Source organism: Nocardia fodinahabitans (assembly GCF_052983615.1).
The window spans coordinates 722,843-741,041 of sequence record NZ_JBRJJC010000001.1 but is presented as its reverse complement, the minus strand read 5'-3'; the positions used below and the strand labels follow the sequence as shown (position 1 = coordinate 741,041).

The 18,199-nt window shown below is 70.1% G+C and carries 22 protein-coding genes; 11 read left to right on the top strand and 11 right to left on the bottom strand.

What is annotated here, in order from left to right; translation table 11 throughout:
* Positions 1–11: 11 nt before the first annotated feature.
* Both NV348_RS03495 and NV348_RS03490 read right to left on the bottom strand, forming a co-directional pair.
* Positions 12–554 carry a hypothetical protein gene (locus NV348_RS03495; RefSeq protein WP_447145666.1) on the bottom strand — a complete coding sequence of 181 codons (543 nt, stop codon included), beginning with the start codon at positions 552–554 and terminating at the stop codon, positions 12–14.
* The gene (locus tag NV348_RS03490; RefSeq protein WP_447150921.1) at positions 554–2,296 is read right to left on the bottom strand and encodes a DEAD/DEAH box helicase; all 1,743 of its coding nucleotides are present in this window, start codon (positions 2,294–2,296) and stop codon (positions 554–556) included. Before NV348_RS03490 ends, NV348_RS03495 begins: the two co-directional genes overlap by 1 nt.
* 125 nt (positions 2,297–2,421) lie before the next feature.
* On the opposite strand from NV348_RS03490, the gene NV348_RS03485 reads away from it, so the two are divergent.
* Positions 2,422–3,177, top strand: coding sequence for a TetR/AcrR family transcriptional regulator (locus NV348_RS03485; protein WP_447145665.1), 756 nt, complete (start codon positions 2,422–2,424; stop codon positions 3,175–3,177).
* Positions 3,178–3,271: 94 nt separating this feature from the next.
* Here the strand turns inward: NV348_RS03485 and NV348_RS03480 are convergent, their stop codons facing one another.
* Positions 3,272–3,466 carry a DUF7455 domain-containing protein gene (locus tag NV348_RS03480; RefSeq protein ID WP_029903635.1) on the bottom strand — a complete coding sequence of 65 codons (195 nt, stop codon included), beginning with the start codon at positions 3,464–3,466 and terminating at the stop codon, positions 3,272–3,274.
* Positions 3,467–3,868: 402 nt separating this feature from the next.
* Between NV348_RS03480 and NV348_RS03475 the strand changes: the two genes are divergently transcribed.
* From NV348_RS03475 to NV348_RS03465, 3 genes are read left to right on the top strand one after another with little or no spacing between them, the layout of a single operon-like run.
* A complete protein-coding gene (locus NV348_RS03475) occupies positions 3,869–4,240 on the top strand; it encodes a DUF952 domain-containing protein (RefSeq protein ID WP_447145664.1) in 372 nt (123 codons plus the stop codon).
* 37 nt (positions 4,241–4,277) lie between these two features.
* Positions 4,278–4,760 (top strand): cation:proton antiporter regulatory subunit, encoded by a 483-nt coding sequence (locus NV348_RS03470; RefSeq protein WP_218716935.1) that lies wholly within the window; start codon positions 4,278–4,280, stop codon positions 4,758–4,760.
* Between the two features lie 5 nt (positions 4,761–4,765).
* The gene (locus NV348_RS03465; protein ID WP_447145663.1) at positions 4,766–5,944 is read left to right on the top strand and encodes a cation:proton antiporter; all 1,179 of its coding nucleotides are present in this window, start codon (positions 4,766–4,768) and stop codon (positions 5,942–5,944) included.
* Here NV348_RS03465 and NV348_RS03460 read toward each other — a convergent pair whose 3' ends face one another.
* From NV348_RS03460 to ppgK, 3 genes are all read right to left on the bottom strand, one after another.
* Positions 5,945–6,835, bottom strand: a complete 891-nt coding sequence (locus NV348_RS03460) for an MHYT domain-containing protein (protein ID WP_447145662.1) — start codon at positions 6,833–6,835, stop codon at positions 5,945–5,947.
* Positions 6,836–7,079: 244 nt separating this feature from the next.
* Positions 7,080–8,447 carry an RNA polymerase sigma factor gene (locus NV348_RS03455; protein WP_447145661.1) on the bottom strand — a complete coding sequence of 456 codons (1,368 nt, stop codon included), beginning with the start codon at positions 8,445–8,447 and terminating at the stop codon, positions 7,080–7,082.
* A gap of 244 nt (positions 8,448–8,691) precedes the next feature.
* Entirely contained in the window at positions 8,692–9,450 is a 759-nt protein-coding gene (gene ppgK, locus NV348_RS03450; RefSeq protein ID WP_447145660.1) for a polyphosphate--glucose phosphotransferase, read from the bottom strand.
* A 95-nt stretch (positions 9,451–9,545) separates the two neighbouring features.
* Here ppgK and NV348_RS03445 point away from each other — a divergent pair, with 95 nt between their 5' ends.
* Positions 9,546–10,442 carry an inositol monophosphatase family protein gene (locus NV348_RS03445; RefSeq protein WP_447145659.1) on the top strand — a complete coding sequence of 299 codons (897 nt, stop codon included), beginning with the start codon at positions 9,546–9,548 and terminating at the stop codon, positions 10,440–10,442.
* Positions 10,443–10,487: 45 nt separating this feature from the next.
* Here NV348_RS03445 and cei read toward each other — a convergent pair whose 3' ends face one another.
* Positions 10,488–11,171, bottom strand: coding sequence for an envelope integrity protein Cei (cei, locus tag NV348_RS03440; RefSeq protein WP_447145658.1), 684 nt, complete (start codon positions 11,169–11,171; stop codon positions 10,488–10,490).
* 374 nt (positions 11,172–11,545) lie between these two features.
* On the opposite strand from cei, the gene NV348_RS03435 reads away from it, so the two are divergent.
* Positions 11,546–11,848 carry a DUF4193 domain-containing protein gene (locus tag NV348_RS03435; RefSeq protein WP_218716942.1) on the top strand — a complete coding sequence of 101 codons (303 nt, stop codon included), beginning with the start codon at positions 11,546–11,548 and terminating at the stop codon, positions 11,846–11,848.
* Positions 11,849–11,861: 13 nt separating this feature from the next.
* Here NV348_RS03435 and NV348_RS03430 read toward each other — a convergent pair whose 3' ends face one another.
* Complete coding sequence (locus NV348_RS03430) at positions 11,862–12,398, bottom strand: DUF3093 domain-containing protein (protein ID WP_447145657.1); 537 nt, start codon at positions 12,396–12,398, stop codon at positions 11,862–11,864.
* Between the two features lie 72 nt (positions 12,399–12,470).
* On the opposite strand from NV348_RS03430, the gene dut reads away from it, so the two are divergent.
* Positions 12,471–12,941: a dUTP diphosphatase gene (gene dut, locus NV348_RS03425; RefSeq protein ID WP_447145656.1), complete on the top strand. Its 471-nt coding sequence runs from the start codon at positions 12,471–12,473 to the stop codon at positions 12,939–12,941.
* Positions 12,942–12,946: 5 nt separating this feature from the next.
* A complete protein-coding gene (locus tag NV348_RS03420) occupies positions 12,947–13,852 on the top strand; it encodes a DUF3710 domain-containing protein (RefSeq protein ID WP_447150920.1) in 906 nt (301 codons plus the stop codon).
* Positions 13,853–13,977: 125 nt separating this feature from the next.
* Here NV348_RS03420 and NV348_RS03415 read toward each other — a convergent pair whose 3' ends face one another.
* Positions 13,978–14,706: an alpha/beta fold hydrolase gene (locus tag NV348_RS03415; RefSeq protein WP_447145655.1), complete on the bottom strand. Its 729-nt coding sequence runs from the start codon at positions 14,704–14,706 to the stop codon at positions 13,978–13,980.
* A 74-nt stretch (positions 14,707–14,780) separates the two neighbouring features.
* Between NV348_RS03415 and NV348_RS03410 the strand changes: the two genes are divergently transcribed.
* The 3 genes from NV348_RS03410 (at position 14,781) to NV348_RS03400 (ending at position 16,676) form a co-directional block, all read left to right on the top strand.
* Positions 14,781–15,188, top strand: a complete 408-nt coding sequence (locus tag NV348_RS03410) for an OB-fold nucleic acid binding domain-containing protein (RefSeq protein ID WP_447145654.1) — start codon at positions 14,781–14,783, stop codon at positions 15,186–15,188.
* Positions 15,189–15,191: 3 nt separating this feature from the next.
* Positions 15,192–15,929, top strand: a complete 738-nt coding sequence (locus NV348_RS03405) for a DUF3159 domain-containing protein (protein WP_447145653.1) — start codon at positions 15,192–15,194, stop codon at positions 15,927–15,929.
* Between the two features lie 126 nt (positions 15,930–16,055).
* On the top strand, positions 16,056–16,676 hold the full coding sequence (locus NV348_RS03400; protein ID WP_447145652.1) for a sigma-70 family RNA polymerase sigma factor: 621 nt from the start codon (positions 16,056–16,058) through the stop codon (positions 16,674–16,676).
* 38 nt (positions 16,677–16,714) lie between these two features.
* Here the strand turns inward: NV348_RS03400 and NV348_RS03395 are convergent, their stop codons facing one another.
* Both NV348_RS03395 and NV348_RS03390 read right to left on the bottom strand, forming a co-directional pair.
* Positions 16,715–17,386: a potassium channel family protein gene (locus NV348_RS03395; RefSeq protein WP_316575472.1), complete on the bottom strand. Its 672-nt coding sequence runs from the start codon at positions 17,384–17,386 to the stop codon at positions 16,715–16,717.
* Positions 17,387–17,391: 5 nt separating this feature from the next.
* Positions 17,392–18,057, bottom strand: coding sequence for a potassium channel family protein (locus NV348_RS03390; protein ID WP_447145651.1), 666 nt, complete (start codon positions 18,055–18,057; stop codon positions 17,392–17,394).
* Positions 18,058–18,199: the final 142 nt, after the last annotated feature.

Sequence of the window (18,199 nt, the reverse complement as noted above, 5' to 3'; positions counted from 1 at the left end):
GCCCCGGTTCGTCACACCGCGAAGAACCGCGCCGGATCGAGGGCGTTGATGCTGGTCCAGCGGTGTTCCTGGACCGGTGCGTCGGCCGTGCCGGTCGCGTCGAAGTAGCCCTGGAGTTCCAGGGCGAGCCGCGGATTCTCGTCCACCTGCCGGGCGATCGTGTACAGCACCGCGAGCACGTGTACGCACCGGTCGGTGCGCGCCGAACACGAGCAGTCGGTGCTGGCCAAGGTCGGGGCGGGCGAGTGGCCCGCGTCGAGCAGCGCGCGGTGCATCTCGTCGGTGACCACCGAGGAGTCGGGGATCGTCCGCGCGATGAGGGTCACCGCGTCCCGCGTCAGCGGCACCACCTCGACGTGGGCGATCGAGGCCTGACCGCCCCGATGCAGGTGCGCGCGGACCGTGCGTGCCTCGATCTCGGTGCACACGCCGTGATTGCGGGCGATGCTGCGGGCGCGGGGCAGCAGCGGTTCCGGCTTGGTCTGGCGCAGCGGCTCGGCCAGCCGGACCCAGTCCCTGCCCCAGGGGGTGAACCCGAATTCGTCGTCGGCCATCAGTTCTCTCGCTTCCGGCGCAGGATGTCGACCAGGGCGTCGTCGTCGAGGCGGGCGAGTTCGGCGATACCGGCCGCGTCGGACAGATCGGTCAGCGCCGACTTGCGGGTGTGCATCGCGGCGATGTGTTCCTCGACCGTGGTCGAGCTGGTCAGCGTGGTGACGGTGACGGTGCGGGTCTGCCCGATCCGGTGCGCGCGGTCGGAGGCCTGCGCTTCGACGGCCGGATTCCACCAGCGATCGAAGTGGATCACGTCGGCGGCGCGGGTGAGGGTCAGGCCGGTGCCCGCGGCGCGCAGGCTCAGGACGAGAACCGGTGGGCCGTCGGGTAACTGGAACGCGGTGACGATCCCGGCGCGCTGGTCGGCGTCGAGGCCGCCGTGGAAGAACGGCGCGGTGACGCCGAACTGTTCGGCGAGATGACGCACCAGCAGCTCGCCCGTCGCGCGGTACTGGGTGAAGATGAGCGTGGGGTCACCCGTGTCGAGATTGGTGGCCACGATGTCGGTGCAGAGATCGAGTTTGCCGGAGCGTCCGGCGAGTTCGTCGAGGTCGCCGGAGACCAGTCCGGGATGGTTGCACACCTGTTTGAGCCCGGTGAGCGCGGCGAGCACGCGGCCCTGACGCTGCAGACCGGAACCGAAACCCTCGTCGAGCGCGGCGGCGAGCACCGCGTCGTACACCCGTTCCTGCTCGGCGGTCAGATCGCACAGCAGATCGCTGTGGATCTTCGCCGGCAGCGACGCCGCGACCTGGATCTTCTTGCGGCCGAGCACGACCGGCTCCACCGCGTCGCGCAACCGGGCCGCCGCCGCGGCCGAGCCCTCCTCGATCGGTTTCACGAACCGGCGCCGGAACTGGGTGCGGTGGGCGAACAGACGCGGCACGGTGAGGTGCAGTAGCGCGAACAGCTCGTCGAGATGGTTCTCCACCGGCGTTCCGGTCAGCGCGACCTTGGCGTCGGCGGGTAACGCCTCGGCGGCCCGCGAGACCTGGGTGCGCGGATTCTTCAGTGCCTGGGCCTCGTCGAACACCACGGTGGCCCATCGGGTCTCGGTCAGGGTCGCCCCGTGCAGCCGCAGCGTCGGATACCCGGTGACCACGATCGTGCCGGGCGCGGCGGGCACCGCACCGCCGCGCCAGGACACGGCGGTCAGATCGGGCGCGAACCGCGCGATCTCGTGCACCCAGTTGCCCACCAGCGAGGTCGGGCATACCACCAGTTGCGGTCCCTCGGTCCGGCCCCGCAGGAATCCGATGGTCTGCACGGTCTTGCCGAGCCCCATCTCGTCGGCCAGCACCGCACCGCCGTAGGCGGCGACGGTCTCGCGCAACCAGCTCACGCCCCGCACCTGATACGGGCGCAGCGTGGCGTCGAGCATGCCGGTGAGCTCGGCGGCGGCGGCTTCGGTCTCGCGCAGCACCCGTGCCGCCCGCTCCGCCGAGAAGATCGCGGTGCCGACCGCATCGGGCACGGCGTGGGCGGCGATGGGCAGGTCGGCGTCGGCCCGGGCGCCCGGGTCCTCGGCGAGCAGTGCGCGCCACGCCAGCGTCGACGGCGCGAGGTCGGCGTCGGCCAGCCCGGCCAGCTCGGCGGGGGTCACCACCGCGGCCGGGATCTCGGTCGGCTCGATCGTGCCACGCTCGCCGACCGGCAGCGCGAGGGTGAGCCGTTCCTGGTCGCCGAGCTCCGCGGGCGCGGGGCCCGCACCGTGGCCGGTCCAGGTCCACAGGGCGAACAGGTGACGGTCGGGGAGATAGGTGGCCTGGGTGGCGGGCAGAGCGGTCTCCTCTGATCGGGCAGCACGAACGACCTAACAACGTACACTGTACTGAGTTTGTTCCCGACTGCTGGAAAGGACCGCGCGTGCCCACCGACGACGAGCCCACCGCACCGGCCACCCGGATCCTCGAGCTGCTGTGGCGGCACGCGCTGCCCGCCAAACCCGCTGCGCGCGGCCCGAAACCCGGTCTCACGGTCGATGCCGTGGTCGCCGCGGGCATCGCGCTGGCCGACCGGGACGGCATCGAGAAGCTGACGATCCGTGCGGTCGCCGCCGAACTCGGGCTGCGCGCCATGAGCCTCTACACCTATGTCCCCAGCAAGGACGCGCTGCTGGTGCTCATGGTCGACGCGGTCGCCGCCGACGACCCGCCGATCCCGGCCGACCTGCCGATCCGCGACCGGATGATCGCCGTCGCCACCCGGATCAGGGCCGAGCTGATCGCGCACCCCTGGCTGCTCGAGGTCTCGCCGTGGCGGCAGGTTCTCGGTCCGGCCAGGATGCGTCGCTACGAACGTCAGCTCGCCGCGATCGAGGGCATCGGACTCGACGACCTCGCGATGGACCGCGCGATCGCGGTGCTCACCGATTTCGCCACCGGCAATGCCCGCCTCGCCATCGCGGCGGCGGGCGCGGCGGCCCAGCTCAGCGACGCGGACTGGTGGCAGGTGCACGGCCCCCTGCTGGCCCGGGTGATGCCCGCCGAGGAGTTCCCGCTGGCGGGCCGGGTCGGTACCACCGTCGGCGAGCACTACCAGGCGCCGGCCGATCCCGACGGTGCCTTCGCCTACGGCGTCGCGACGCTGGTCGACGGCATCCTCGCCGACGCGGCGGCCTGACCCGCAGACGACAACAGCGGGCGTCCGGATTCCGGATCGCCCGCTGTCGGGTTGTTCTGTTGTCAGATGTTGTTGTTTCGGACGCGAGGAGTGGTCAGAGGGCGGGAGCGGATTCCGTGTCGATCACGGCTTCGAGCTCGCGCAAACGGTCCATGTGTTCATTCGCGTGGTGCTGGCAGAAGAGCAACTCGCCACCCGCGGGAAGAACGGCACGCACTCGGGCAGCCGCCCCGCAACGATCGCAACGATCGACCGCGGTCAGTGGGGTGCTGGTCAGGGTTCCTGGCATGACTCCTCCGTCCCGGCTCCCGGCGCTGCGTGGCCGTTCGCCTAGGTGTGGGCCCCGTGGTCACTCCACGCGGCTCGCGTCCGCTACTTCCCAGCAGTGGTACGACTACTTTGTCAGACGTTCGGGGTTCAGGCTTTGTTCCCGGAAGTGAATCTTTGTGTTTTCGATAACACGACCTGCGGTTTCGCTGAAAGCGAACACGTGCTGGTCATGGTCTCGAGCCCTCGCCGACCACTCGCGGTGCCGTCGCTGCCACCTCCCACCAGCTCCTGTCACTCATCGACTGTGTCGCTCGCTGCGGTGTTGCCCGCTACGTACCGGGCGACCTCGCAGCGAGCCGTACCGACCAGCCTGTGACAGGGTCTTGAACGTCCGATCCTGTTGTCTACCCGGAGATTACCCGTGACGTCCGACACCCACACGCTTGTTCACCTGTGTACTTCCCAAGAATGGGACGACGCCCGACGGGCAGGCGAACGCAGGCCGCCCTCGCTGTCCGAGAGCGGGTTCGTGCACCTGTCCACGCCCGCGCAGGTTCATCTGCCCGCCAACCGGCTCTTCGCGGGGCGTAATGATCTGGTGGTGCTCTGGCTGGACCCGGCCCGGTTCACCGGCGAGGTGCGCTGGGAGCCGGGCGTGCCGACCGACCCGGCCTCGATGGTGTTCCCGCATCTGTACGCCCCGCTGCCCGTGGCCGCCGTGCTCGAGGCCGCCGCGTATGTGCCCGGCCCGGACGGGCGCTTCGAGACGCCCCGGCGCGGCACAGTGGCGTAGACCACATCCGTGGGGGCCGCGCGACTACTGTGGAGATGTGAACGTCGACGTCACAGCGCTACCGGGGATCGGAGTGCGCAAGGATTTCGAGGTCAAGTCGGGGCGCCGCGTCGGGGTAGTCGCCCACCGCGACGGTGACATCGACCTGATCGTGTCCAAACCCGACGACCCGGACGCGATCGCGGCCCAGGTGCCGCTGTCCACCGACGAGGCGTCGGTGCTGGCGAACCTGCTCGGCGCGCCACAGCTGGTCGCCAAACTCAACGACGACCATCGCGACCTGCCCGGCATCACCACCCGGCAGCTCGCGATCGGCGACGAATCGCCGTACGCGGGGCGCACACTCGGCGAGACCGCGATGCGCACCCGCACCAAGACCTCGATCGTCGCGGTGATGCGCGCCGGTCAGCTGCACCCTTCGCCGGGTCCCGACTTCACCTTCACCGAGGGTGATCTGCTCGTGGTCGTCGGCACCCCGGACGGCCTGGACGCGGCCGCGAAGATCCTCGCGCACGGCTGACCGCCGTGACCTCGCAGGCCCTGGCTCTGCTCGAGCTCGGTGTGATCTTGTTCGCGCTGGGGATCTGCGGGCGGGTGGCGGGCCGGTTCGGCATGTCGCCGATCCCGCTGTATCTGCTCGGTGGCCTGGCCTTCGGGCGCGGCGGCTACCTACAGCTGGAGGCCGCCACCGAGTTCGGGCATCTGGCCGGCGAGATCGGCGTCGTGCTGCTGCTGTTGCTGCTCGGGCTCGAGTACACCGCCCCCGAGCTGATGACCGGGCTGCGGCGCTCCTGGGCGGCCGGCGTGGTGGATCTGGTGGCCAACGCGCTGCCCGGCGCCGCGGTGGCGCTGATCCTGGGCTGGGGCGCGACCGGGGCCGTCGTGCTCGGCGGCGTCACCTACATCTCGTCGTCGGGAATCGTCGCCAAGGTGCTCGACGACCTCGGCCGCCTCGGTAACCGCGAGACCCCGGTGGTGCTGTCGATCCTGGTGCTCGAGGACCTGGCGATGGCGGTGTACCTGCCGATCCTGACCATGATGCTGGCCGGCCTGAGCCTGCTGAGCGGACTGGTATCGCTGGCCATCGCGCTGGCCGCGGTCTCGGTGGTACTGGTGGTGGCGCTGCGTTTCGGCCGGGTGGTCTCGGCCGTGCTCGACAGTGCCGACCGCGAGGTGTTCCTGCTGCAGCTGCTCGGCGGCGCGCTACTGGTGGCCGGCGCGGCCTCGGCGCTGAACATCTCGGCCGCGGTCGGCGCGTTCCTGCTCGGGATCGCGATCTCCGGTTCCACCGCGCACGAGGCGGCGAAGCTGCTCGAGCCGCTGCGCGATCTGTTCGCCGCGATCTTCTTCGTCGCCTTCGGGCTGTCCATCGACCCGACCGCGATCCCGCCGGTATTCGGCTGGGCGGTGGCGCTGGCGGTGGTCACCGCGGGCACCAAGATGGCGGTCGGCTGGTGGGCGGCGAGCAGGCAGGGGATTCGCCGGAGGGGGCGTGCCAGGGCGGGCGCCGCGCTGGTGGCGCGCGGGGAGTTCTCCATCGTCATCGCCGGTCTCGCGGTCGCCTACGGCAAGGTCGACCCCCGGCTGGCCGCGCTCGCCTCCGCCTATGTGCTGCTGATGGCGATCATCGGGCCGATCGCGGCCAGGGTCGTCGAGCCGGTCGTCGAATTCACCCGCCGCCGGGCGGGTCTGGCGCCGAGCTGATCAGTCCACGACCCGGCGCGGCCAGGCGCCGACGCCGTCGTAGACCAATTCCTCGGTGTGGTGCTCCATGTAGGGGTGCGGCGGCATCGGCGCCACCGGCGTGACCTCGCGCGCCGGGCGCGGCTGAGGCCGGCGCCGGGAGGTCAGCCACATCCGCGGCAGCGCCTCCTCGTTCTCGATCTCGGTGAGACTCACACTGATCAGCACCAGCATGGTGACGATGCTGCTCACTCCGATCAGCGGTGCCAGCAGATCCATCGCGCCCGAGCCCGCGGGCGGTGCCGCCAGATGATTCGAGTGGGCGTGCATGGCGGCCATACCCGTGTAGTGCATGCCGCAGACCGCGACGCCCATGATGACGGCCGCGCCGACCGTCGCGAGAAAACCCTTGACGCGCAGGGTGAACCAGAGCGCCACGATCGAGGCGGCCACCGCGATCACCATCGACAGGGTGACGAACTTCGCGTCGTAGGTCACCGTCGCCGTCGACTTCATCGCGTACATGCCGGTGTAGTGCATGGTGCCGACGCCGAGCCCGGTGATCGTCCCGCCCGCCAGCAGCGAGCGCACGGTGGGCTGGGGCTTGTTGACCATGAACAGCCCGATCCCGACGACGACCATCGCGGTGATCGCGCTGAACATCGTCAGCGGCAGGTCGAAGCGGATCTCCGCGCCGCGGATGGAGAAGCCGAGCATCGCGATGAAATGCATGACCCAGATACCGGTTCCGCCGATCGCGATCGCGGCTCCGACCAGCCAGCCGACCCGTCCCTCCACCGCGTTGCGGCCGCGGGCCGCGCACTGCAGACCCAGCAGGCATCCGGTGACGGACATGAAATACGCGAGAACGGGAGTGATCCAGCCGTAGCTGAAGTGATAGATGTCGAGCACGCCGCGAAAAACCCTCAATGCCAAGTACCGCAGACCGGCGGCGGTAGAACGAAAAGCTGGGTGTGACGATACGGCGCAGATCGCGAATCCGGGTCGTTCACAGTGCAATCCGGCACTGTGGGTTTGATCACGAAACGGTTACCGAGTCCGGCTTATCGGGAATACCGACCGATCGGAATGTTCATTCGGAAACACAAAGCCCGTGCCCATCCGAGGATGGACACGGGCTTCGTGTCGGGACGCGCTAGTCGAGGTAGTCGCGCAGCACCTGTGAGCGGCTCGGGTGGCGCAGCTTGCTCATCGTCTTCGACTCGATCTGGCGGATGCGCTCACGCGTCACGCCGTAGACCTGGCCGATCTCGTCGAGGGTGCGCGGCTGGCCGTCGGTGAGGCCGAAGCGCAACCGCACCACGCCCGCCTCACGCTCGGACAGCGTCTCCAGCACCGACTGCAGCTGATCCTGCAGCAGGGTGAAGCTCACCGCGTCGACCGCGACGACAGCCTCGGAGTCCTCGATGAAGTCGCCGAGCTGGCTGTCGCCCTCGTCGCCGATGGTCTGGTCCAGCGAGATCGGCTCACGCGCGTACTGCTGGATCTCCAGCACCTTCTCCGGCGTGATGTCCATTTCCTTGGCGAGCTCCTCCGGGGTGGGCTCACGGCCCAGGTCCTGGAGCAGCTCGCGCTGGATGCGGCCGAGCTTGTTGATGACCTCGACCATGTGCACCGGGATACGGATGGTGCGGGCCTGGTCGGCCATGGCGCGGGTGATGGCCTGACGGATCCACCACGTCGCGTAGGTCGAGAACTTGTAACCCTTGGTGTAGTCGAACTTCTCGACCGCGCGGATCAGACCGAGGTTGCCCTCCTGGATCAGGTCCAGGAACGCCATGCCGCGACCGGTGTAGCGCTTGGCCAGCGAGACCACCAGTCGGAGGTTGGCCTCGAGCAAGTGGTTCTTGGCCCGGTTGCCGTCGCGCACGATCCAGTTGAAATCACGGCGGGTGGTCACCGACAGCTTCTCGCCCGCCTCGGCGAACTCGCGCATCTTCTCCGCGGCGAACAGGCCGGCCTCGATCCGCTTGGCGAGTTCGACCTCCTCCTCCGCGTTGAGCAGCGCGACCTTGCCGATCTGCTTGAGGTAGGCGCGCACCGAGTCGGCGGAGGCGGTGAGCTCGGCGTCCTTGCGGGCCTGCCGCAGCGCCTCGGACTCCTCCTCGTCCCACACGAAATCGCCGGAGGCCTTGTCCTTCTCGGACGGCTCCTCGGTCTCGGCTTCCTCGGTGGTGTCCTCGGCCACCTCTTCGACCAGGGCGTCACCGTCGGTGAGCTCGTCCTCGGAGACCTCGAGGTCACCGAGATCGTCGAGTTCGATCGACTCGTCGTCGAGCTGCTCCTCGCCACCCTCGGCCGACGTCGCCTTCTTGGCGGCGGTCTTCTTGGCGGGCGCCTTCTTGGCGGCAGCCTTCTTGGCCGGAGCCTTCTTGGCGACGGCCTTCTTCGCCGGGGCCTTCTTGGCAGCGGCCTTCTTGGCCGGAGCCTTCTTGGCCGGAGTGGTGGCGTCGGCGTCGGCGTCGGCCGAGTCGGCGGTCTGACGGGTATTCGTGGCTACCACGTACGCCCTTTCGTGACGGTCTCGTGCGGCGTCACGCCAGAGTGGTTTTCCGGCGGAGCGGTCGGTCGGGTTGCACCGGCGGTGCGTCGGTCGGGTGGAGCCGGTCTGTTCACCGGTCTTCTCGCGACCGGCCGCGGCCGGAAGGTTTCACCGGCTCACCGCCGGACGTGTTCCATTGTAACGATCCAACCAGGGTACTCATGGCACGATGCCACCCAGGCGTTGCGCCGACCTCCGCGCCGGGCTACGGCGCGATGCCCTTGTCGATGGCCATGGCCGCGCCGACGATACCCGCCGTGTTCTTCAACACGGCCGGAATCACCGGAGTTCGGTTGGTGAGCAACGGGATCCACTGTTCGTGATCACGGCTGATGCCGCCGCCCGCCACGATGACGTTCGGCCAGAACAGGTCCTCGAGGTGCCGCAGCACCGTGCTCACCCGCTCGGCCCACTGCGGGTAGGTGAGCTCCTCGCGGTCCTTGATCGACGCCGCGGCCAGATGCTCGGCCTCGTCGCCGCCGACCACCAGATGGCCGAGCTCGGAGTTGGGCACCAAGGTGCCGTTGTACATCAGCGCCGAGCCGATCCCGGTGCCGAAGGTGAGCAGCAGCGTCAGCCCGGCGAGCTCGCGGGCGGCGCCGTAGCTGTCCTCGGCCAGCCCGGCGGCGTCGGCGTCGTTGAGCACGGTCACCGCGCGCCCGCCCAGCGCCTTCGAGAACAGCTCGCGGGCGTCGGTGCCGATCCACGCGTGGTCGATGTTGGCGGCGGTCCTGGCGTGGCCGTCGAGCACCACACAGGGCAGGGTGATCCCGACCGGGCCGTCCCAGTCCGCCAGCGCCACCAGTTCGGCCACCGCGCCTGCGACGGCGTCCGGTGTGGCCGGCTGTGGCGTGGCGATCTTGAGGCGCTCGTGGGTCAGTGTGCCGGTCGCCAGGTCGACCACGGCGCCCTTCACCCCGCTACCGCCGATATCGATGCCGAATGCGTGCCCCCGAGCGGACATGGTTCAACCCCTTGCTGACGCGCCGATGTGCCTGACAAAGAGTAGCGGTAGTCACCCTGCGCGCGAGGTGAGGCCATCTGTGATCCGATGGAGTGGTGCCCGAACCCATCGTGTCCGAGACCGTCCTCGCCCCGACCGCCGCCGACCACGAGGAGTTGCGGCTGCTGGCCGTCGAACTCGCCGAGGCGGCGGCCGCGCACGTGCGTGCCCGCAGGCCCCAGGTATTCGCCGCCGGTGGCCCGGCCGCGGGCGCCGTGGCAACGAAAGGCCACATCACCGATCCGGTCACCGTCGTCGACACCGAATCCGAGCAGCTGATCCGCGCGCTGCTGGCCGAGCGCAGGCCCGCCGACGCGATCCTGGGCGAGGAGGGCGGTGGCGATGTCGGCGCGACCGCGGCGGGTGCGATCACCTGGGTCGTCGATCCGATCGACGGCACCGTGAACTTCCTCTACGGCCTGCCCGGCTACGCGGTCTCGGTGGCCGCCGTGCGCGACGGCGAACCGGTCGCGGGCGCGGTCGTCGACGTGGCCGCGGCGACCACCTACAGTGCCGCGCGCGGCGGCGGCTCCTACGCCGTGCGCGCCGACGGCACCCGCACGAAACTGGCGTGCGCGCAGGAGGATTCGCTGACGGTGGCGCTCGTCGGCACCGGCTTCGCCTACGGCAGGCAGCGGCGCGCGCGGCAGGCGCGGTTCCTCACCGAGGTGCTCCCGGAGATCCGCGACATCCGCAGGCTCGGCGCGGCCGCCATGGACCTGTGCCACGTCGCGGCGGGCGAACTCGACGCCTACTACGAGCACGGCCTCAACGCCTGGGACTGGGCCGCCGGTGCGCTGATCGCCGCCGAGGCCGGTGCGGTCGTGCATGTTCCCGACGTCACCGTCGGCGGCGCGGAGGGGGAGCTGACGATCGTGTCCGCGCCGGGCGTGGCGGCCGACCTGACCGCCCTGCTCACCCGTGTCGGCGCGACGACCGCCCTGCCCGACTGACACGCACGCGCCGCGGGCCGATGGACCCGCGGCGCGTGGCTCAGCTCAGCACTTGACGGTGCGGGCGGCGTCCAGCAGCGCGGGATCGATCGAGGACGAGCTGGCGCCCGGGGCGAGGTTCTTCAGCGACCGCAGCACCTCCTCGGCGTCGGCGCCGGGGCGCAGCGATTCGCCGAAGGCCAGGCCGAGCACCAGATCGACGGTGTCGTCGGTGCGCGGATCCTCGATCAGTTCCGCGCACGGCGCGACCAGCTGCACCGAGGCGGCGGCGGGCCTGCCGTTGACGCCGTAGCGGATCTGGCCGGTGCAGTTGAGGTCACCGTTGACATAGACCGGATCGTTACCGACCTGTGTCCCCGGCGCGCCCGCGAACCCGAGGTCGCCCAGCGCGGCCGCGATGTTGCCCGCCTGACCGCTCTTGCCGTTGGCGTTGAAGACGCGCACCTTCGACTCCGACAGGGCCGCGGGGTCGACGTCGTCGAGCCGGGAGGGGCCCATCCGGGTGCCGAGCGGTGCGGGCTGGGCCGCGTTGGTGGCCGTCGGCGTGCTCGGTGCGTTGCACGCCATCGGCTCGTTGCTGTCGTCATGGGTCCGAAACGCCGTGATCCAGACGAACAGGCTCACCAGGGCCAGCACGAGGACGAGCGCGAGCCAGAGCTCGGGCCGCCGCCGCGGGAAGGGTTTGCCGTCGCGATCGGTCGCGCTGCCTTCGGTGATCAGTGAAACCACGCGCTCACTCTACGAGTCCGGCGCCGCCGCGCGAGTGCGGGAGGTCTCGGCGAGTTTCCCGCCAGGTGAAGATTCGTCGTCGGTTTCGACTCGGCCGGGTTTTGATTGCGACATTTGTCCGTAGGTCCGCTATTGTCTGGCCGCCCAGATCGAATAATCACCGGTGAAACGGTGGTCGGTCGCGGGAACAACAAGGGCATGTCCTGCGTTAACCGAACGCTGTCTGAGTCATCGATCCTCGATCGACGCTGATAGGCGACCGGTGTACGTGTGAGGTGCACCACCGGCGGGGCGGTACGAACGCCGGACCCCAGCGGGGTACGGCAATCGAACTGATCCGGGATATACGGAGTAAGGACTGAGGGGAAGACGACATGGCAACCGACTATGACGCACCGCGGCGCACCGAATCCGACGAAGTGTCGGAGGATTCGCTCGAGGAGCTGAAGGCCCGCCGCAACGAGGCGCAGTCCGCCGTCGTGGACATCGACGAGTCCGATACGGCGGAATCGTTCGAGCTTCCCGGCGCGGACCTGTCCGATGAGGTACTCAGCGTTCGGGTGGTCCCGAAGCAGGCGGACGAGTTCACCTGTTCGAGCTGCTTCCTCGTGCACCATCGCAGCCGACTGGCCAGCGAGAAGGGCGGCCAGCTGATCTGCATGGACTGCGCCGCCTAGGCGACGCGACGGGTCAGCCCGCGCTCGGGAGTCCGAGCGCGGCCAAGACCCGGTCCGGCCTGCGCGTACTGACCAACCAGTACGGCGTCGGGTCGTCCGGGTCGTCCAGAACGAGCAGCGCCATCGGGCCGATCCACGCCCGGTGCTGCACATACGCGGCGGGGTCGAGCTGTCGGCCCAGCGCCGCACTCTTGGCCGTCGGTGCGACGGCCGCGGCGCGCGCGACGAAGCTCACCGGCAGGTGGGCGCGGTCGACGCGCAGTTCCGCCGTACCGTCGGCGGCGACGGTGACCTCGAGGCGATGCCGCGACATCCACAGCAGGATCCAGACCGGGATCGGCGCCAGCAGCACGTAGGGCAGCCACGCCCGCAGCCCCTGCGCGCCCATGTGGATCTCGGCGGCCAGCAGGTCGGCGATGGCGAATCCGATCGGCCACCACCACAGCGGCACCCAGAGGCGTTCGCGGTAGGGCGAGACACCGTGTCCCGAGGACGCTGAGCGCTCGGTGTCGGCGGGGTCGGTGGTCGGCGAATGGGGCTGGTCGGGCACCCCTCAACACTAGGTCACCGCACCAGGGCGGCGACGAGAAGGTCCGGCGCCGACCGCGTAGGCTCGACCGATGTGAACGCACTTGCACCGATTCCGCTGCGGCGGCTCGATCCCGGCATCCCTGTGCCGACGCGTGCCCATCCGGGTGACGCGGGCGTCGATCTCTGTACCACCGAGGACGTGATCATCGAACCGGGCGAGCGGGTGCTGGTCGGCACCGGGATCGCGATCGCGCTGCCCGTCGGCACGGTCGGGTTGATCCATCCCCGGTCCGGCCTGGCCGCCAAGGCGGGCCTGTCGGTGGTCAACACTCCCGGCACGGTCGACGCGGGCTATCGCGGTGAGATCAAGGTGTGCCTGATCAATCACGATCCCCGCACGGCGATCGAGTTGCGGCGCGGCGATCGCATCGCGCAATTGCTGGTGCAGCGGGTCGAGCTGGTCGATTTCACCGAGGTCGACGATCTCGACGAGACCACCCGCGGTACCGGCGGATACGGGTCGAGCGGCGGGCATGCCAGCCTGGCCGGCGAGGAGGCGTAATGGGTCTGTTCGGGAAGAAGAAGCGCGCACCGCGTGACGACGCGGCCTACGCCGACGCGGAGTACGCCGACGCGGGCGATTACACCGATGCCGACGGCTTCGACGAGTTCGAGGACGAGTACGACACCGACGAGTTCCAGCGCCCCGACTTCGCGCGCCTGGACTTCGACGATGCCCCGACCGACGAGCGCATCTACGGCAATTTCGACCACGAGCCGGACGCCGCCGCGGGTCCGTACGACATCAGCGAAGTGTCCGAGGAGATGATCGCGCGCCGCCTCGATCTGGGATCGGTGGTCATTCCCGTCCCGGCGGGTGGACAGCTACAGGTCGAGATGAGCCCCGACGGCACCCCGCAGGCGGTGCACCTGGCCACCGAGCACGGCAGGCTCACCGTGGCCGCCTACGCGGCGCCGAAGTCGGCTGGGCAGTGGCGCACGGTCGCCGCCGATCTGGCCGAGTCGCTGCGTGGTGACGGCGCGAGCGTCGCCGTGGAGAAGGGGCCGTGGGGCCGCGAGGTCAAGGCCATCACCGAGGGTGCCGACCTGCGGTTCATCGGCGTCGACGGTCCGCGCTGGATGATCCGGCTGGTCGCCGCGGGTCCGTCGGGCGCGGTCGACGAGCGCAGTCCGCTGATCACCGCGGCCCGCGCGGTTCTGGCCGATGCCGTGGTGCGGCGCGGTGACGAGCCCCTGCCGGTGCGTGATCCGCTGCCGGTGGTGCTGCCCCAGGAACTGGCCGAACAGCTGGCCGCCGCCCATCAGCAGCAGGTGCTCGCCCAGCAGCAGGCGCTGGCCGCCCAGGCCGCCGCGGCGCAGGCCGCGCCCACCTCGGCGCTGCCGCCGAAGATGCCCGACGAGCCGCGTCGCGGTGCCGACGGCTCGGCCATGCAGCAGCTCGGCCTGAACTGAGAACCGAACGCGCACAGCCGGTTTCCGCGGATGCGCGGGCGAACCGGCTGTGTCGCGGGGAGGTCGGGGCAGTCGCCGGGGTCGCTCGGCGCCTCCGAGCGGCCCGTCCGCGGCGTGGTCTCGGCCTAGGTGCGCGCCGGGGTCGAATCGGCTTGCAGCGCTGCCAGTTCGGCGAATCCCGCCGAACCCAGCACCGCCGGATCGGCACCCAGTTCGGCGAGAGTCACCTGCCGCAGCCGCGCCTGCGGCAGCGTCGCGGCCCACTGTTCGGCGACGGCGATCGGGTGCACCGGGTCGTCGCTCGCGCCGACCACGGCCACCGGCACCGCGGTGCTCGCCAGCCGCTCGACCGTCGGCCAGGAGTAGGCGGCCGCCTCGTCGAGCGCCCGCGGCAGGTGCGGCCACTGACCGCGCCAGGACTGGGTGAGCGCGTCGGCCAGCCAGACCGGACTGGAGGCGCGCATCCGCTCGAGCACCGCGTCCAGTCCGTCGGCGCGCAGTTGCTCGGCGGTAACCGAAGCGCTCAGCGCGGCCGGGCAGGCGGCGGTTTCGGCACCCGTCCAAGCGGGTAATGCCGTGATGACACCGACCACCGCGGTCGGGTGCCCGGCTGCCCAGTCGAGTGCGATCGCGGCGCCGAGGGAGATCCCTGCGGCCAGGACGGGGCCGCGGGCCGCGGCGGCGTCCAAAGCCGCGGTACAGCTCGCGATCACGGCCTGGGGGTCCGGTTCGACGGCGACGAACGTCAGTCCGTGCGCGGCTGCGGCCGGTCCGAACGCGCGGGCGGCGAAATCGGCGTCGGAACCGGTTCCGGGCAGGGCGACCACGGTGACCTGGGATGGGGTGCGCAACACGGACCGAGCGTAGCGGCCGGTCGTTTGCCCATCTACAGTGGCGGTGTACGGCCAACTAGCGGGAGAAGCGTGCCATGTCGTCATCCACGGGCGGACACAAGTCGGGATCGGGTCCGGACTCGGGATATTTTCGTCGACTCGGTCGCCGCTTGACCGCCGATATCGACCAGCTCGACGCCGAGGAACTGGCGGAGACGGCCGATGCCTCCGGTGCCCGGCGCGCGGTGGATTGTTGTCGCGGTGAGGAAGCCACCATCCTGGGTAGGCTCCGCAGCGTCGAAGCGTGTCCCAAGGCCGCGGGCGCGACCGTGCAGGCCGAGTTCTACGACGGCACCGACGCGATCACCCTGGTCTGGATCGGCCGCAGGCGCATTCCGGGCATCGAACCGGGCAGGCGGATCCTGGTCCGTGGCCGCGTGGGCGATCGCGACGGCCGCAAAGTGATCTTCAACCCCTACTACGAATTGCGCGGGAACAGCTGACGTATGCCCTCCAGCGACGGTTACCGCGCCGATGCGGACCCCGAGCCCACCGTGGCGCTGCCGGTGGCGACCGATGATCCGGTCGACCCCGAGGTGGACGCCGAGGTCGAGCAGGCCGAGCAGACGTTGCTCGAGCAGCTCGGCGGCGTCAGCGGGCTGATCTACTCCACCCTGCCCGTGCTGGTGTTCGTCCCGGTGAACACCGTCGCCGGCCTGACCGCGGCCATCTGGGCGGCCCTCGGCGTCGCCGCGGGCGTGCTGGTGTGGCGGCTGTACAAGCGCAGCCCCGTGCAGCCCGCGATCTCGGGCTTCCTCGGCGTCGGCGTGTGCGCGTTCATCGCCTACCGGATGGGCGAGGCCAAGGGCTTCTTCCTGTTCGGCATCTACACCAGCCTGGTGTACGCCGGCGTGTTCGCGTTGTCGATCCTGTTCCGCTGGCCGCTGGTCGGCGTGATCTGGGGCGCCCTCAACGGGCACGGCACCGGCTGGCGCGCCGATCGGCGCATCCGCAGGCTCTACGACCTGGCCACCGTCGTGTGGGTGGTTGTCTTCGGCGCCCGCTACCTGGTCCAGTCCCAGCTCTACGACACCGACCACACCACCTGGCTGGCCGTGGCCAGGATCGGCATGGGCTGGCCGCTGACGGCGGTCGCGCTGGTGGTCACCGTGTGGGCGGTGCGCCGGGCCGGGCACCTGCCGATCGAGAAATCCGGCGCCGGAACGGATTCCGCCCGCGCCTGAGGGTGGCCACACCGCCGCCGGAGGTGGGGAAGTACCCACCCTGGGGTGCCTGGTAGCCCCGACGAGTTCGTCGCACGATCAATGCGTACCGAAAACGCAGTGATCGTGAAAGGACCGGCGACCATGATGGCTACCGAGCACCGCCCCGGCGCATCGAAGAAGTCGAACGCCTCCGTGCTGTCGGAGAGCAAGCGCATCGGAGCCGAGCTGGACGCGCTGATCGGGCCCGCCGCGGCCGGTGACCGCGACGCCGTCGCCGAGATCGTGCGCCTGGTGCACCCGCTGGTCCGGCGGTACTGCTCGGCCCGGATGGGCGCCACAGGGCATCTCACCGTCACCGCCGACGACGTCACCCAGGAAGTGCTGATGGCCACCGTGACCGCCATCCCGCGCTACCGCGACCAGGGCAAGTCGTTCCTGGCCTTCGTCTACGGGATCGCCGCCAACAAGGTCTCCGACGCGTTCCGCCGGGCCAAGCACACCGCGTACCCGATGGCCGAGCTGCCCGACACCGCGTCCGGTGCGGCGGGCCCGGAGGAGTGGGCGCTGGCGCTGGAGCGCCGCGCGGCCACCCGTGACCTCATGCAGGTGCTCGCGCCCAACCACCGCGAGGTGCTGGTGATGCGGATCGTGCTCGGCTGGAGCGCGGCCCAGACCGCCGAGGCCATCGGCACCAGCCCCGGCGTCGTGCGGGTGATGCAGCACCGCGCGCTCAACAAGCTGCGCGCGGAGCTGAAGGTCGCCTGACTCGGCCGCTGCCCGCGTCGCGAACCGTAGCGCCGGAGTTACGGTTTGATGCCGTGGGTGGCCAGCGTCAGGCGCAGGTCCTCCTCGGCTTCCACCGAGGTGACGAACAGCAGTTCGTCCTCGCCTTCGAACGGGTCGTCGGGCTGGGGCACGATCACCCGGCCGCCGCGCAGGATGGTCACCAGCGCGGTGTCGCGCGGCATCACCAGGCTGCGGACCGGCTTGCCCGCGAGCTGGGTGTCGGCGGGCAGGGTGATCTCGACCAGGTTGGCCTGGCCCTGCCGCAGCGTCATCAGCCGCACCAGATCACCGACCGACACGGCTTCCTCGACGAGCGAGGCGAGCAGCCGCGGCGTCGACACCGCCACATCGACGCCCCACGACTCGTTGAACAGCCATTCGTTGCGCGGATCGTTGACCCGCGCGACCACCCGGCGCACGCCGAACTCGGTCTTGGCGAGCAGGCTGTGCACCAGATTCGCCTTGTCGTCGCCGGTGGCGGCGATGACCACCTCGTAGGTCTCGAGTCCCGCGTTCTCCAGCAGCGACAGCTCACAGGCGTCGGCGTGCACCCAGACAGCGTCGGGGATGGCGGGCGGATCGATGTGGTCGAGCTGACGTTCCAGCAGCATCACCCGATGCCCGCCGCGTAGCAGTTCCCTGGCGATCGAGCGCCCGACGGCGCCCGCTCCGGCGATGGCCACCTTCATGTTGTTCAGTCCTCGCTTGTGGGAGCCTTGGCGGCCATCGCGACCGCCTCACCGACGCTGCCGGACGTCGCCGCGACATAGACCACATCGTCGGCCTGGACGATGGTCTTGGAATCGGGCAGCAGACCCTGGCCGAAGCGCAGGATGAACGCCACCCGCACCCCGAGGTCGCGTTCCAGATCGCGCACTGTGCGGCCGGACCAGTCCTCGTGCAGGGTGAGTTGAGTGACAGCCACCGCGCCCGTGGGGTCGCGCCAGGTGGTGGTGGAGTTGTCGCCGATGAGGGTGCGCAGGAACCGGTCGGTGGTCCACGGGACGGTCGCGATCGTCGGAATGCCGAGCCGCTCGTACACCTCGGCGCGCTTGGCGTCGTAGATCCGGGCGACGACCCGCTCGACGCCGAACATCTCCCTGGCCACCCTGGCCGAGATGATGTTGGAATTGTCGCCCGAGGACACCGCGGCGAAGGCGTCGGCACGTTCGATTCCCGCGCGGGTCAGTACATCCCGGTCGAAGCCGACACCGACCACTTCCTGCCCGGTGAACCCCTCACCCAGCCGGCGGAACGCGCTCGGATCGCGGTCGATCACCGTGACCTCGTGCCCCACCCGGACCAGGGCGCGCGCCAGCGACGAGCCGACCCGTCCGCACCCCATGATCACTACGTACACCGTGCACCCTCGTTCCTGGCCAACCCGTGGCATCCGGCTTGGACCGTACCCGCCGCATGCTCCCATCGCCCATTTTCCCCCGGGCGACGCGGCACAAACAATCACGACACCGGGCCGGTGTGCCGCCGATGTGCGCGCGAAG

What these genes read in the sequence shown, in the direction of transcription:
- NV348_RS03495 (WP_447145666.1), bottom strand. Translation starts at nt 554, where the DNA reads ATGGCCGACGACGAATTCGGGTTCACCCCCTGGGGCAGGGACTGGGTC.
- NV348_RS03480 (WP_029903635.1), bottom strand. Translation starts at nt 3,466, where the DNA reads ATGCCAGGAACCCTGACCAGCACCCCACTGACCGCGGTCGATCGTTGC.
- ppgK (WP_447145660.1), bottom strand. Translation starts at nt 9,450, where the DNA reads ATGTCCGCTCGGGGGCACGCATTCGGCATCGATATCGGCGGTAGCGGG.
- NV348_RS03435 (WP_218716942.1), top strand. Translation starts at nt 11,546, where the DNA reads ATGGCAACCGACTATGACGCACCGCGGCGCACCGAATCCGACGAAGTG.
- NV348_RS03410 (WP_447145654.1), top strand. Translation starts at nt 14,781, where the DNA reads ATGTCGTCATCCACGGGCGGACACAAGTCGGGATCGGGTCCGGACTCG.
- NV348_RS03405 (WP_447145653.1), top strand. Translation starts at nt 15,192, where the DNA reads ATGCCCTCCAGCGACGGTTACCGCGCCGATGCGGACCCCGAGCCCACC.
- NV348_RS03400 (WP_447145652.1), top strand. Translation starts at nt 16,056, where the DNA reads ATGGCTACCGAGCACCGCCCCGGCGCATCGAAGAAGTCGAACGCCTCC.
- NV348_RS03395 (WP_316575472.1), bottom strand. Translation starts at nt 17,386, where the DNA reads ATGAAGGTGGCCATCGCCGGAGCGGGCGCCGTCGGGCGCTCGATCGCC.